A 14,960-nucleotide genomic window follows, 5' to 3' on the forward strand; every position below is an offset into this window, starting at 1 on the left:
TGTTGACATTTCGCGGAGGCGAAAATATAATTCAGGGTGTGGTAACGGTTACACCTTGTAAAAGGGAGGGGGAGCAATGGGAAAGGCCATCACGATCCGTGATATTGCAAAAGAAGCAAAGGTCTCTCCCACCACGGTCTCCCGCTATCTGAACGGCACCGGTTATGTGGACGAGCAGACCGCCAGCCGCATCTGCGAGGTGGTGGAGCGGTTCCACTACCGGCCCAACCGCATCGCCCAGAGCCTCAAGAACAAGGAAACTAAAAATCTGGTGCTGGTGGTACCAGATATCCAGAACCCCTTTTATTCCAAAATGGCGAACGAGATGCAGCGCCTCCTTTTTGAGGAGGGCTACACCGTCACCCTGTTCGATTCGGGCGGGGAGTTCTCCATGGAGATGAAATATCTCGGCGTCGCGGACGCAATCGCGGCCGACGGCATCCTGTTCGCCTCTTTCTCCTCCCATCAGACCATCCTGCGGGAGCTGCAGAGGTCCGGCGTGCCGGTGGTGATGATCAACTCCTATGACGCCTGCCCCTTTGATTCGGTCCACGGCGTGCGCGGGCAGAGCACCTATCTGTCCACCAAGCACCTGATCGCGCTGGGGCACACCGATATCGGGTTTGCCGGCGGCAATACCGGCACCTCGATCGAGGTCAGCCGCCGGGCGGGCTACCTGCGGGCCATGCAGGAGGCGGGCCTGCCCGTCACGGGCGAATATGTGTTCGAGATGGGGTTTGACAGCGACTCAGGCCGCAAGTGCGGCACCTATTTTTCCGCGCTGCCCAAGATGCCCACCGCCATCTGCTGCGCCAACGACATGATCGCGCTGGGGGTGATCCAGATCCTGCTGGAGCGCCGCTACAAACTGCCGCGGGACGTGTCGGTCACCGGGGTGGACAACATCATGTACGGCGATCTGTGCAGCCCGCCGCTGACCTCGGTGACCAACGACAGCAGCGAGTTTGCGCATCTGGCGGTAAAGACGCTGCTGGAGCGGATCCGCGGCACCTACACCGGGGACCCGAGAGAGTTTTTGATCCAGCGCCGGCTGGTCGTGCGCGGCAGCACCGCCGCCCCAAAAAGCAAGGAGTGTGAGTTGAGATGAAAATTTTGAATCTGGGCTCGCTGAACATTGACAAGGTGTACAGCGTGGAGCATTTTGTAAGCGCCGGCGAGACGATCTCGTCCAGCAAAATGGAGACTTTCAGCGGCGGCAAGGGCCTGAACCAGTCCATCGCGCTGGCGCGCGCCGGCGCCGAGGTGTACCACGCGGGCGCGATCGGCCCGGACGGGGAGGACCTGCGGGCCCTGCTCGAGGATTCGGGCGTGCATGCGGGGTACCTGCAGACGCTGGATACGGTGACCGGCCATGCGGTCATCCAGCTGACGCCCAAGGGACAAAACTGCATCATCATTTCGGCGGGCGCCAACGGCGAACTGACCGAGAGTTACATAGACAGCGTGCTGGCCCATTTCGCGCCCGGCGACCTGCTGCTGGTACAGAACGAGACCAACAACGTGGCCTACGCCATGCGCAGGGCAAAGGAAAAAGGGCTGAAGATCGCGTTCAACGCCTCCCCCATCAGCGAGGCGCTGCTGGGCTATCCGCTGGAACTGGTGGATTACTACCTGATCAACGAGGTAGAGGGCAAGGCCCTGTCCGGCGGCGCGGAGGGGGACAACGAGGCGATCCTCGCCGGGCTGAAAGCCCGTTTCCCAAAGGCGGCTATCGTGCTGACGGTGGGCAAGGACGGGGTGCTGTACCAGTACATGGACGAGCGGGCCTGCCACGGCATCTACGACGTGCCGGTGGCGGATACCACCGCGGCCGGGGACACCTTCTGCGGCTATTTCCTGGCCTGTGTGGCCAAAGGGCTGCCCGCGGCCGAGGGGCTGCGGATGGCAAGCCTGGCCAGCAGCCTGGCGGTGAGCAAGAAAGGCGCGGCCAACAGCATCCCCACCTGGGACGAGGTCGAGGCTTTCGGCCGGACCGCCAAAAGCCTGTAAGGCTGTAAAAGCATCGCGATTGCAGCGGCGGTACGCCGCTTCAAAATACCCAACTGCAGAAAGGAATATGGATTATGGCTAAACACACGACTGCCCCCACCCCGCACATTCAGGCTCAGGTCGGCGAGATCGCCGAGACCATCCTGCTGCCCGGCGACCCGCTGCGGGCAAAATTCATCGCAGATACTTACCTTGAAAATGTGAAGCAGTTCAACGCCACCCGCAACATGTTCGGGTTCACCGGCACCTACAAGGGCCGCCCGGTCTCGGTCATGGGCACCGGCATGGGCTGCCCGTCCATGGGCATCTACAGCTATGAGCTGATCCACATCTACGGCTGCAAGAATCTGATCCGCATCGGCACCGCCGGCACCATGCAGCCCGAAGTGCATGTGAAAGAGATGGTGTTCGGCATGGGCGCCTGCACCACCAGCAACTATGTGCGGCTGATGGGCCTGCCCGGGACGTTCGCCCCCATCTGCAGCTTTGAGCTGCTGGAAAAGGCGGTCGCCAGCGCCAAGGAGCTGGGCTACAACTACCATGTGGGCAACATCCTTTCCTCCGACGTGTTTTACGGCGTGGACCTGCCCCACGGCAAGACCTGGCCCGAGATGGGCGTGCTGGCGGTGGAGATGGAGTCCGCCGCCCTGTACACCAACGCGGCCGCCGCGGGCGTCAACGCCCTGTGCATCCTGACCATTTCGGACGGCCCGGACGAGGTCACCACCGCCGAAGAGCGGCAGACCGCTTTCACCCAGATGATGGAGGTCGCCCTCTCGCTGGCCTGAGCCCCGAGAGAGAAAGGAACAGAGTTATGGCTAAACACACGACCGCCCCCACCCCGCACATCCAGGCCCAGGTCGGCGAGATCGCCGAGACCATCCTGCTGCCCGGCGACCCGCTGCGGGCAAAATTCATCGCAGATACTTACCTTGAGAATGTGAAGCAGTTCAACGCCACCCGCAACATGTTCGGGTTCACCGGCACCTACAAGGGCCGCCCGGTCTCAGTGATGGGCACCGGCATGGGCTGCCCGTCCATGGGCATCTACAGCTATGAGCTGATCCACGTCTACGGCTGCAAGAATCTGATCCGCATCGGCACTGCCGGGGCGACGCAGCCCTTTGTCCACGCCCGTGAGATGGTGTTCGGCATGGGCAGCTGCACCAACAGCAACTATGTGGCGCAGCAGGGCCTGCCCGGCGATTTCTGCCCCATCTGCAGCTTCGAGCTGCTGGAAAAGGCGGTCGCCAGCGCCAAGGCCCTGGGCTACAAGTACCATGTGGGCAACATCTCTTCCGGCGACACCTTTTACGGCGTGGATCTGCCCCACGGCAAGACCTGGGCCGAGATGGGCGTGCTGGCGGGCGAGATGGAATCCGCCGCCCTGTACACCAATGCAGCCGCCGCGGGCGTCAACGCCCTGTGCATCGTCACCATTTCGGACGGCCCGGAGGAGATCACCACTGCCGAAGAGCGGCAGACCGCTTTCACCCAGATGATGGAGGTCGCCCTCTCGCTGGCCTGAGCCGGACGGTCCGGATAATTTTGAGCAGAGAATGGAGCGTTATCCCAAATGCAGAAAAGACCTTTTATTATAGACTGTGACACTGGCACCGACGACGCCATCGCCATCATCGCCGCGCTTTACAGCGACGAGGTGGAGGTCAGGGCCATCACTTCGGTGAACGGCAACGTAGAGCACAAATACGTCTGCCAGAACAACCTGGACCTGATGGAGTATCTGGGCCAGGACGTGCCGGTGGCCAAGGGCGCCGTCAAGGCGATCCGCGACATGAACCTGCACTCCAACGACGGTACCCACGGCCCCACCGGCCTGGGCACCCTGACGCTGCCCGCCGCGCAGCATAAGCAGTTCGACCCGCGCATCGCCGCCCAGGTCATCTATGAGACCGCGGTGGAAGAAAAGGGCGAGCTGGAGCTGCTGGTGATCGGCCCCATGACCAATATCGCCATCGCCCTGCTGCAATACCCGGATCTGCCGGGGCTCATCAAGCATATCTGGTTTATGGGCGGCGCGGCGGTCGGCGGCAACGTCAACACCACTGCGGAGTTCAACATCTGGGTCGACCCCGAAGCCGCCCATGTGGTGCTGGAGAGCGGCATCCCCATGACCATGGCGGGGCTGGACGTCACCCTGAAAGCCGCCATGATCGAAGAGGACGCGGCTGAGCTGCGCGCCTGCGGCACCCGGGGCGCCGATTTTGTGGCCGACCTGCTGGAATTCATGTTCCGCCGCCGGGACAACGGCCATGAGGACGCCCTGATGCACGACGCGCTGGCCCTGGGCGCGGCGCTCTGCCCCGAATGCCTCGTCTGCAAAGACTGCTTTGTGGATGTGGAATGCTTTGGCCAGTACACCCGCGGACACACCGCCGTGGATCTCAAGGGCCGCAGCGGCAAGCCCGCCAATGTATCGGTGGCGCTGGAGATCGATGTGCCCCGCTTCCGCCGCTGGCTGGTGGACACGGTGAAAAACAGTGCAAAGCTGGGTGACAAATGAGCAACGCCCTGATCCGGGATAAGAACTTTTATCTCAACATTTTCACCTTGACCTTTCCCATCATGCTGCAGCAGCTGCTGCGCATCAGCGTAAACACGGTCAACAGCATCATGCTGGGCGGCATCGACCAGCTGCAGATGTCAGCGGTCAGCCAGGCGGACCAGGTATTCTTTATCTTTTACACGGTCTGCAACGGCTTTGCGGTGGGCTGCTGCGTGCTGGTGGCCCAGTACTGGGGCCGCCAGGACGTGAACGCCATCAAGACCATCCTGGCCATCGCCCTGCGGGCCATCGCCATATTCGGCCTCATCGTCACCGCGCTGGTGATGCTGTTCCCCACCTTTTTCATGCGCATCTACAGCAGCGACCCGGCCCTGATCGAGCTGGGCGCAGGCTATCTGCGGCTGGTGGCCCTGATGTATACCCCCTGTGCGATCAGCGTTATGCTCTTTGCGGGCTGCCGCGGGGTCGAGCAGGTGCGAATTATCCTGGCAACGAATGTTATTTCCTATTCTGTGAATATTTTCCTCGATTACTGCTTATTGTTTGGCAAGTTCGGTTTTCCGAAGCTCGGAATTACAGGAATTGCCATTGGAACCATCATTGCACGCCTTGTAGAGCTTGTCTTTTGCGGTGCATTCGTGTTAAAATTTGAGCAGAGGATCGGTTTTCGTCTGCCGGACCTTCTGCGCAGGGACAAGCAGCTGAGCAAAGATTTTGTCAAGGTGGCTTCGCCCATTGTGGCGCACGAGATCATCTGGTCTTTCGGCACCAGCGCCGCCAACATGATCACCGGCCAGCTGGGCACCAGCGTGGTGGCGGGCTACAACGTCACCGTGGTGCTGTACGATCTGTGCGCCAGCGTGGGCAACGGCTTCCTCAACGCCTGCAGCGTGGTGATCGGCAAGACCATCGGCAGCGGCGACCGGGACAAGGTCAAGCAGCAGGCGCGGACCATCCTGCTCATGGGGCTGGGCATCGGCCTGGTGCTGGGCGCGGTCACCATACCGCTGCGCGGGCCGTTCCTCTCGCTGTATAACCTGGAGCCCGACGCGGTGGGCTATGCCCGCCAGTTCATGATGGTCATCGCCCTGATCTGGCCGTTCTCGATGCTGGAGATGGTGGGGATGATCGCCATCCTGCGGGCCGGCGGCGACGGCAAGACCGGTTTTTACACCGATATCGTCGCCATGTGGCTCACCACGATCCCGCTGGCCTGGCTGGCAGCCTTTGTGCTGAAGTGGCCTGCGGCGGCGGTGGTGGCCATCATCAAGACCACCATCATCATCGAGGCGGTCGTCGGCATCATCCGCGTGATGTCGATGCGGTGGATCAAAGATCTGACCCGCCATTGAAATCGGAACCCGCTCTCCATCCCGGAGAGCTTAATAGAGTTCAAAAAAGCAAAAGGAGAGAAAACATGAAAAAGTTTGCATCCATCCTTCTGGTAGCTGCGATGGCTCTGTCGCTGGTCGCCTGCGGCGGCGGTGACTCGTCTTCCGCTTCCACCCCCGCAGCCGGCGGTTCCAGCGCCGCTGCCTCCACCCCCGCTGACAAGGGCGGCAAGGGCAAGATCGCCTACATCGTGGGCAACCTGGGCGACAAATCCTTCTCTGACTCCGGCGAGGCCGGCATGAACATCCTGCGCGGCGAGGGCTGGGACGTCAAGACCTTCGAGCTGGGCGACGCCACCAAGGCCGACAAGTACGAGGACGGCATCCTGGACGCTCTGGATCAGGGCTACGAGTACATCGTCGGCTCCTCCACCTACCTGGAGATCATGATCGGTCTGGCCGACGAGTATCCCGACGTGAAGTTCGTGGGCTTTGACGAGAAGAAAGACGACGCTGATCTGCCCGAGAACGTCACCTGCATCTTCTACGCCCAGAACGAGGGCTCCTATCTGGTTGGCATGATGGCCGCCGCGATGAGCGAGACCGGCACCGTCGCCGTTGACGTGGGCGTCGAGAACCCCGTCATCAACGACTTCGTCACCGGCTACATCCAGGGCGTCATGGACTGGAACGAGGCCAACGGCACCGACGTCAAAGTGGTCAAGGCCGCTGTTGACAGCTGGACCGACCCCGCCAAGATGAAACAGCTCTGCCTGGATCAGGCCCGCAACAACAAGGCCGACGTCTTCTATCAGGTGGCCGGCGGCTCCGGCGACGGCCTGTTCGAGGCCTGCGTCGAGAGCAACACCTGGGCCATCGGCGTTGACTCCGACCAGTATCAGATGTACAAAGACGGCGAGAACCCCGAGAAGGCCGACGTCATCCTGACCTCCATGCTGAAAGAGGTCGGCAACTCCTTTGTCTCCCTGTTCCATCAGATCGAGGAAGGCGACACCGACTCCATCTGGGGCCACACCATCACCCTGGGCCTGGCGCAGGATTCCGTGGGCTATGTGGACAACGCTTTCTTCCAGGAGAACGTGCCTGAGGAAGTCCGCACCGCCATGGCCGACGCCGCCGCCAAGGTCAAAGCCGGCGAGCTGACGGTCAAGAGCTACTACGACTTCGCCGACGAGGCCGAGTTCAACGCCTTTGTCGAGGCCGCGAAATAAGCTTCCCTGAAGTTTAAACTGTAACGCTGGGATGACCCGGATGCTTTCTCAGCCTCCGGGTCATCTTTGCAAGAGGGGCCTGGGACGGGCAATCAAAGCGGCGCGCGCGCCGTTTTGGCCCGCCGGGCCCCGGGAGCCGCCCGCTTTGCGGGGGCGGCCGCCGGGGTCCGGTGGACAAAAAAGGAATCAACAGCGGGGCAGCTTCCCGCCCTGCTGAAAAAGATGAAAAAGGGGGTACATTGCGTGGCAGACGAAGTACTGCGTATGCAAAACATCACCAAGATCTACCCGAATGGTTTTGTTGCCAACAAGGACATCACTTTCGGGGTCGGCGCCAACGAGATCCACGCGCTCGTGGGCGAAAATGGTGCAGGCAAGACCACTCTGATGAAGATCCTGTTCGGCATGGAAGCGCCGCAGGAGGGCAAGATCTTCATCAACGGCAAAGAGGAGAAGATCACCAATCCCCTCGACGCGATCGACAAGGGCGTCGGCATGGTGCATCAGCACTTCATGCTCGTCCCCTCGCTGTCGGTGGCGGAGAACGTGACCCTGGGCGTAGAACCCATGAAGAAAGGCCTGTTCGATTTTGAGGGCGCTGTCAAAGCCACCCAGGAGATCGCGGACAAGTACAACTTCAAGGTGGACGCCCGCAGCAAAGTGCGGGACCTGAGCGTCGGACAGATGCAGAAGGTGGAGATCCTGAAAGCCCTCATCAAGGGCGCAAAGATCCTGATCCTGGACGAGCCGACGGCCGTGCTGACCCCGCAGGAGACCGAGGAACTGTTCGAGCAGCTGTTCACCCTGCGCGACAGCGGCGTGTCCATCATCTTCATCTCCCACAAACTGGAAGAGGTCATGCGCATCTGCAGCAAGGTCACCGTGCTGCGCCATGGCCAGTGCATGGGCACACATGACACCGAGGGCCTCAACGAGGCGTCCATCTCCAAGCTGATGGTCGGCCGCGATGTTGTGCTCAAGATCGAAAAAGAAGACCCCAAGACCGGCAAGCCGGTCATCTCCATCAAAAATCTGGTCAAGATCAATTCCATCGGCAAACACGTCATCGACGACATCAGCTTCGACATCCATGAGGGCGAGGTCGTCGGCATTGCCGGTGTCGAGGGCAACGGCCAGACCGAGCTCTCAGAGGTGCTCTCGGGCATGGGCGGTTTTGCCTCCGGCGACGTGCTGCTCAACGATACCTCCATCAAGGGCAAATCGGTGCGCGAGATCCGCGACCTGGGACTGGCCTATATCGCCGAGGACCGCATGGTCGAGGGCGTGGCCGGCGATATGTCCATCAAGATGAACATCATGGCCGACCGCTTCACCAAAAAAGAGTTCAAGAGCGGCCTCTTCATGAACGGCAAAAAGATCGATGAGATCGCCCGCCAGTACATCCAGGACTTCGAGATCCTCTGCGACGGCCCGGACCAGCCGGTGCGCATGCTCTCCGGCGGCAATATCCAGAAAGTGGTCGTCGCCCGCGAGTTCACCAGCGGCGCAAATTTCATCCTTGCCAACCAGCCCACCCGCGGCATCGACGTGGGCACCGCCGAGATGATCCGCAAGACCATCGTGCGCAAGTCCCGCGAAGAGGGTACCGCCACGCTGCTGATCTCCGCCGACCTGAACGAGGTGCTGGAGTGCTCCGACCGGCTGCTCGTCATGCATAAGGGCAAGATCGTCGCGGCTTTCCCCAAGGCCAACGAGGTCTCGGAGGAGACCCTGGGCGAGTACATGCTGGGCATCAAGGAAATGACTCTGGAAGAGATGGAGGCCCTGTTATGAATAAAACACAAAAGATCGAATCCGTAATGGAGGTCGTCCGCATCCTGGCGGGCCTCTTCATTGCCTACGCGGTGGCGCTGGTCATCCTGTTCGCCATCAGCGACGAGCCGGTGTTCATCGTGCAGCAGTTCATCGCCGGCCCCTTCTCCTCGGCCCGCCGCATCGGCAGCATCATCAACCTGGCCGTCCCCTTCACCATCTGCGGCCTGTCCATGTGCTTCATGTACGCGGTCAATAAGTTCAACCTGATCGGCGAGGGCATTTTCATGCTTTCCGCCTGCATGGTCACCTGGGTCTCCCTGAGCCTGCAGAACCTGAACCTGCCCGCCGTGGTCATGGTCCCCCTCATGTACGTCGTGGCGATCCTCACCGGTGTTGTGATGGCCTTTATCCCCGCCATCATGGACCGCAAGTTCAACGCCAACGTGGTCGTGGTATCCCTGATGCTCAACAGCGTCATCGCTTATCTGGCCACCTGGATCCTGCGCTATAAGGTGCGCGACTCCAGCATCGCCTACATGGGCTCCAAAGAGATCCCGAAAAGCGTGCAGCTGCCCGGCATCTTCGGCAAGTTCCGCGTCCAGTCCGGCCTGATCGTGGCGATCATCTGCGTCATCATCATCGCCGTGCTGTTCTACAAGACTTCCTTTGGCTGGAAGATGCGCCTGGTGGGCGCAAACCCCCGTTTTGCCAAGGCGGTGGGCCTGTCGGCCCTCGGCATCTCGTTTGCGGCCCAGCTGGCCGGCGGCGCTGTGGCCGGTATCGCCGGCGCCACCGAGATGATGAGCAACTACACCCGTTTCCAGTGGACCACCACCACCCAGCACGGCTTTGACGGCCTGCTGGTGGCCGTGCTCGCCAAGAAGAACCCGGTGCTGGTGCCCATCGGCGCGCTGTTCCTGGCCTACATCCGCATCGGCGCGGACGTGGTCAACACCAGCGGCGATATCCCCATCGAGTTCGTCACGGTCATCCAGGGCATCATCATCCTCCTGGTCGCGGCCGAGTCCTTCCTGTCCGGCGCCAAGAACAAGCTGATCTTCAAGGCGGCCGAAAAGGACGAAAAAGAGAAACAGGCGAAGGCAGCAGCCTGAAACGAAAGGAGAAGACAGCTTTATGAATATTGATTGGGTCGCATTTATTGCAGACGCCCTCAAAATGGCAACTCCCCTGGTCTTCGCCGCCCTCGCCGCCCTGATCACCCGCCAGGCGGGCATGTTCAACATGGGCGTTGAAGGTATGATCCTCTGTTCCGCCCTGGGCTCGGTCGTCTTCGCCCATTTTGGCGGCAGCGTTTGGGTCGGCCTGCTGGGCGGTATCCTGATCGGCCTTGTCACCGGCATGATCATCGCGTTCTCCAGCCTGACCGGCAAGACCGACCTGTACCTGACCTGTATCGCGTTCAACCTGATGGCCGCAGGCGGCACCGTGTTCGTCATGTACCTGCTCACCGGCGACAAGTCTTCCACTGCCGGCTCGCTGCGCAGCTATCAGATCCCCAACATCGATATCCCTCTCATCAAGGATATCCCTGTGCTGGGCCGTATCGTCTCGGGCCAGAGCCTGCTCACCTATCTGGCGGTGCTCTCGGTGTTCCTGGTGTGGTTCCTGCTCAAAAAGACCCGCATCGGCCTGCGCATCCGCGCGGTGGGCGAGAATCCCAGCGCCGCTGAGTCGGTGGGCATCTCGGTGCCGAAGATCGGCTACATCTCCTTTGCGTTCTGCGGCATCTTCGCCGGCCTGTCCGGCGCGTTCCTCTCCATGAGCTGGGTCACCTTCTTCATGAAGAACATGGTCAACGGCCGCGGCTACATCGGCCTTTCCGCCCAGAACATGGCGGGCGGCGCCCCGGTGGGTTCCGCGCTGGCCTCGCTGCTCTTCGGTTTTGCGGACTCCCTGTCCATCACGCTGAAGAACCAGACCACTTTCCCCACCGAGTTCCTGAACATGATCCCGTATCTTGCCACCATCCTAGCGATCATCATCACCAGCGTCATCGCCATCAACAAGCGGCGCCGCATCGAAAAAGGCACCGCCAAGGCGGCGGCGGAGGAGTAAACTCTGCAAAAGACGGATCAAAGCAAAAAAGGACCGCGCAGGCCAGCCCTGCGCGGTCCTTTTTTGCCGCGGCGGCGCCGCAGCTTTCTCCCCGCGGCGCAGCAGGAGGCGCCCGTTTCCCCTGCTGCGCGCCCTGCCGTTTCCCTGTCCCGTCGTCATTGCCTGATATCCTGTGCTGCCCGTGGTCTTCTCTGCTGCCGGCGTTGTTCCTCTGCTGCCCCGCCGTCTTCCCCTGTCCAGTCGTCACTGTCCGGTGTCCCCGCTGCCTCTCCTCGCCCTTTTCCCCCGCCATCCGCTGCTCGGTGTCCTCCGCTGCAGGCCGTTGTCCCGCTGCCGCAGGCCGTTGTCCCGCTGCTGCAGGCCGCTTAGCCCGCTCTGCTCGCCTCCCTGCGGTCTCTCCGCCTCTCTGCAGTTTCCCCTCCGCCGTCTGCTGTCGTCGCTGTCCTTTCCCCGTCTCCCGGTCTGCACTCGCTCTTTTTCCCCTCTGCCCTCTCATCCCTGCGCTGTTGCTCAGTGCCCTCCGCTGCCCGTGGTCTCTCTGCCGCAGGCCGGCTGCCCCGCTCTGCCCGTTTCCCCGTGGTCTCTCCGCCGCTGTGCGGTGTCCTCCGCTGTTGTCCGTTGTTTCTCTGCCACAAACTGCCTGCCTTGCTCTGTCCGTCTCCCTGCCCTTTTCCCTCCGCGTCCCCGTCTTCTGCCGCCGTTGCCCAGTAGTCCCCCCGCCGTCGCCTGCTGTCTCCTGCTGCCGTTGCCAGTGGGTCCTCGCTGACTCTTTGCGTCTTGCGGTCCGCACTCGCTCCTTTTCTCCGCTGTCCTCCCATCCCTGCGTTGTTGCTCAGTGACCTCCGCTGCCGGTGGTCTCTCCGCCGCAGGCCGCCGGCCCCGCTTTGCCAGCCTCTCTGCGGTCTCCCGCCGTTTTCCGCCGTTCGACGTCTCCTGCCGCCATTGCACGTAGTCCGCCCTGCCGCCCCGCCGTCTCCCCCTGTTCCCCGTCGCTGCAGGGGGCCTCCCGCTGCACCTGCGCCTCCCCGCTGCCGCTTCTCCTGCTGTGCCGCTGTCATTTTCCATCCGCTGCCCGCTGTCCCGCCATCGGCGCCAGCGTCCCTGCCATCGCCTCCCTCCTGCATCTGTGCCCGCATCCCGGGCACAGACGCAGTTGACATGCGGACGGGCAGGGCTTATACTGGTAACAATTATTTTTTCGTTCGGCTATGCGGAGCGGAAAAAACGGCCGTGTCCCCTGCGGACATGGCTGGCCGTAAGGGGGGCGTGCCCGCGTGAAGAAAAGGCGGACGCGCAAAACCGTGGTAAGGCAGTTGAGAAAGGGGAAGAGAAATGGAAAAGAGAGTTTGCTGTGAGGCTGTGGACCGGCATGCGGAGGAGCTGACGAAGCTGGCCACCAAAATATGGGAAGAGCCGGAGATGGGCTGGAGTGAAGTCAAGGCCAGCGCCTGGACGGCCGAATATCTGAAAGAGCAGGGGTTTGAGGTGGAACTGGGGGCCTACGGCGTCCCCACGGCCATCCGCGCGGCCTGGGGCAGCGGCCACCCGGTAATCGGTTTTTGCGGCGAGTACGACTGCCTGCCCGGCCTGAGCCAGAAAGTCTGCGCGCATCAGGACCCGGTGGTGCCGGGCGGCAATGGACAGGGCTGCGGGCACAACCTGCTGGGTGTTGGCTGCGTGGGCGCCTGCCTGGGCCTGAAAGCGGAGCTGGAGGCCAGCGGCAAGGAGGGCACTGTCGTCTTTTACGGCTGTCCTGCGGAAGAGCAGCTCACCGGCAAGGGCTTTATGGCCCGGGGCGGCGCGTTCAGCGAGTGTGATTTCACCATTGCCTGGCACCCGTCCTCAGTCAACCAGAACACGCTGGGCAACATGACCGGGGTAGAGGGCGCGTTTTTCCGCTTCAAGGGCCGCACTTCTCACGCGGCCATGAACCCTCAGGACGGCCGCAGCGCGCTGGACGCCGTACAGCTGATGAATATGGGGGTGGAATTTCTGCGGGAGCACGTCACTGACGACGTGCGCATCCACTATAACATTGTGGACGGCGGTCTGGCCCCCAACATCGTGCCGGACACTGCCGGCAGCAAGTATTTTGTGCGGGCGCTCTCCCGCGAGGCGGTAATGGACACCTTCGAGCGGGTGATCAAGTGCGCCGAGGGCGCGGCCCACATGACCGATACCACGCTGGAGATCGAGCGGCTGGGCGGCATCTACCCCACCCTGCAGAACCGGGTGCTGGCTGAGGTGATGCAGAAGGTGCGCGAGGAGCTGCCCCTGCCGGAGTATACTGCCGAGGAACTTGCCTTTGCCGAGGAGATGAACAGCCATTCGCCGCTGTATGAAAAAGGGGTCACCCCGGCGATCGACGCCCAGATCAAGCCGCTGGGCAACTTCAACGGGTTCGCCTCCACCGACTACGGCGATGTGATGCACATCTGCCCGGGCGTGCAGAACATCGACTGCACTGCGGCCACCCTTTCGGGCGGCCACAGCTGGATGGTCACCGCCTGTTCCGGCTCGTCCATCGGCATGAAAGGCATGCTGCGGGCAGCCAAGGTCATGGCGGCGGGCGCCTTTGAAATGGTGGAGCACCCCGAGCTGCTGAAAGCGGCCCGGGAGGAATTCGAAGCGGCCATGGGCAACAAGAAATACGTCTGCCCCATCACCGACGAAGTGGCCAGGCCTTTCGGCAAATAGATCCGCACCGCACACAGCACAAGAAAAAAGAGAGACGCAAACGCGTCTCTCTTTTTTTGTGCCCCACTGGGGGCATCCCAGGCGGCGTGCCAGGCAGGAAAGAACGCCCCAGCCTGCAGCACGGGCTGTCTCTTTCGGCTGCGATCTAAAATGCCCTGCTTACAGAGGGAAAGCGAGAAAAGGAAAACAAAAATTTAGTTGATTTTTTAAATTTTCAAAAAGGAAAATCAAAAAAATTGTCAAACCAAGAGGAAAATAATGGGAAAAACTTGCATTTAATAAATTTTACATCAAAATATACAAAAATAACCCACATTATTGTAAAAAATAAAGTTAATTTAGTATTGATTTTAGTGAATTCATGCATTACACTAAAACCAGATAAAGCACAGCGCAGAAGGAGGTCGAGGTTGATGGACTTTATCATTTCCAATGAGCAGTTGGAACAGTGGTGCAGCTATTCCCCGGAAGAACTGAAGAAAAGGAAAGACCTGAATGCAGATCTTCGCGTCCGGAGCGAAAGCCGGCAATTTTACAGGGAAGTTGCCGATCTCATGGCGGAAGAATTGCTGGCCAACAATGCGAAAGGGGCTGCGACCAGATGGATCGTGCCGGCGGGCCCGATCGATCAGTGGGACTATTTTATCGAGCGGGTCCATCGGGAACAGATCAGTTTAAAAAATCTGTGGATCTTTATGATGGATGAGTACCTGGATTGGGAAAGCCGCTTGATCCCTGAGGACGCACCTTACGGCAGTCTCCATGCAGTGATGAAAAAGAACGTCTTCAGCAAAATCGACCCCGCACTGATGTGTCCTGCGGAACAGATCATTTTTCCCGATCCCCGCGATCTTGATTATTATGACAATAAGATCGAAGAGCTGGGCGGCATCGACACTATCTGGGCGGGCATCGGCTGCAAGGGGCTGATCGCATTTTGTGAAGCGCCTCATTCCCGCTATTACCGCATCAGCCAGGAACAGTATCGGAATTCCAAGACCAGGATCGTAGAGCTCAACGAGGATACTCTGGTGGCTCTGTCACAGCGGCGCTTTGGGGGCTATTACGATAAGATCCCGCCCAAGGCGGTCACAGTGGGGATGAAGTCGATCCTGAGCGCGAAAAGGATCGTCTGTATGCTGCGCTGCGGATCGTGGAAACAAACGGTGCTGCGGGTCATGCTTTTGTGCACAGAGACCACGCTGGAGTACCCTGTCACCTTTGCGATGAAGTATATTCCCGAAAAGATCGTATTCTGCGACGAAGAGACACTGGAGCATCCGCTCTGTAAAGAATAGTTGTGGGAAATTT

Annotated in this window: 12 protein-coding genes; all 12 read left to right on the plus strand. The window is 60.7% G+C overall.

Features of this window, described 5'->3' with window-relative positions; translation table 11 throughout:
- The first annotated feature begins 76 nt into the window (after nt 1-76).
- The 12 genes from H8S23_RS13245 to H8S23_RS13300 all read left to right on the plus strand — a co-directional run bounded on the left by H8S23_RS13245 (nt 77) and on the right by H8S23_RS13300 (nt 14,947).
- Nucleotides 77-1,108 carry a LacI family DNA-binding transcriptional regulator gene (locus H8S23_RS13245; protein WP_186888832.1) on the plus strand — a complete coding sequence of 344 codons (1,032 nt, stop codon included), beginning with the start codon at nt 77-79 and terminating at the stop codon, nt 1,106-1,108.
- Nucleotides 1,105-2,010, plus strand: a complete 906-nt coding sequence (locus H8S23_RS13250) for a ribokinase (RefSeq protein ID WP_186888833.1) — start codon at nt 1,105-1,107, stop codon at nt 2,008-2,010. The genes H8S23_RS13245 and H8S23_RS13250 overlap by 4 nt, the downstream gene beginning before the upstream one ends.
- Before the next feature lie 74 nt (nt 2,011-2,084).
- The gene (deoD, locus tag H8S23_RS13255) at nt 2,085-2,798 is read left to right on the plus strand and encodes a purine-nucleoside phosphorylase (RefSeq protein WP_186888834.1); all 714 of its coding nucleotides are present in this window, start codon (nt 2,085-2,087) and stop codon (nt 2,796-2,798) included.
- Between the two features lie 26 nt (nt 2,799-2,824).
- Nucleotides 2,825-3,538, plus strand: a complete 714-nt coding sequence (gene deoD / locus H8S23_RS13260) for a purine-nucleoside phosphorylase (RefSeq protein ID WP_186888835.1) — start codon at nt 2,825-2,827, stop codon at nt 3,536-3,538.
- A gap of 48 nt (nt 3,539-3,586) precedes the next feature.
- Nucleotides 3,587-4,534, plus strand: a complete 948-nt coding sequence (locus H8S23_RS13265) for a nucleoside hydrolase (RefSeq protein WP_186888836.1) — start codon at nt 3,587-3,589, stop codon at nt 4,532-4,534.
- A complete protein-coding gene (locus H8S23_RS13270) occupies nt 4,531-5,889 on the plus strand; it encodes an MATE family efflux transporter (protein WP_186888837.1) in 1,359 nt (452 codons plus the stop codon). Before H8S23_RS13265 ends, H8S23_RS13270 begins: the two co-directional genes overlap by 4 nt.
- A 65-nt stretch (nt 5,890-5,954) precedes the next feature.
- Nucleotides 5,955-7,100, plus strand: a complete 1,146-nt coding sequence (locus H8S23_RS13275; RefSeq protein ID WP_186888838.1) for a BMP family ABC transporter substrate-binding protein — start codon at nt 5,955-5,957, stop codon at nt 7,098-7,100.
- Nucleotides 7,101-7,343: 243 nt separating this feature from the next.
- On the plus strand, nt 7,344-8,894 hold the full coding sequence (locus tag H8S23_RS13280) for an ABC transporter ATP-binding protein (protein WP_341479929.1): 1,551 nt from the start codon (nt 7,344-7,346) through the stop codon (nt 8,892-8,894).
- Nucleotides 8,891-9,988 carry an ABC transporter permease gene (locus tag H8S23_RS13285; RefSeq protein ID WP_186888840.1) on the plus strand — a complete coding sequence of 366 codons (1,098 nt, stop codon included), beginning with the start codon at nt 8,891-8,893 and terminating at the stop codon, nt 9,986-9,988. The genes H8S23_RS13280 and H8S23_RS13285 overlap by 4 nt, the downstream gene beginning before the upstream one ends.
- 22 nt (nt 9,989-10,010) lie before the next feature.
- Nucleotides 10,011-10,952 carry an ABC transporter permease gene (locus H8S23_RS13290; RefSeq protein ID WP_186888841.1) on the plus strand — a complete coding sequence of 314 codons (942 nt, stop codon included), beginning with the start codon at nt 10,011-10,013 and terminating at the stop codon, nt 10,950-10,952.
- Nucleotides 10,953-12,284: 1,332 nt separating this feature from the next.
- Nucleotides 12,285-13,649 (plus strand): amidohydrolase, encoded by a 1,365-nt coding sequence (locus H8S23_RS13295; RefSeq protein ID WP_186888842.1) that lies wholly within the window; start codon nt 12,285-12,287, stop codon nt 13,647-13,649.
- 413 nt (nt 13,650-14,062) lie between these two features.
- Nucleotides 14,063-14,947, plus strand: a complete 885-nt coding sequence (locus H8S23_RS13300; RefSeq protein ID WP_186888843.1) for a sugar phosphate isomerase family — start codon at nt 14,063-14,065, stop codon at nt 14,945-14,947.
- Nucleotides 14,948-14,960 lie beyond the last annotated feature (13 nt).

Source organism: Anaerofilum hominis (assembly GCF_014287275.1).
GTDB lineage: Bacteria > Bacillota > Clostridia > Oscillospirales > Ruminococcaceae > Pygmaiobacter > Pygmaiobacter hominis.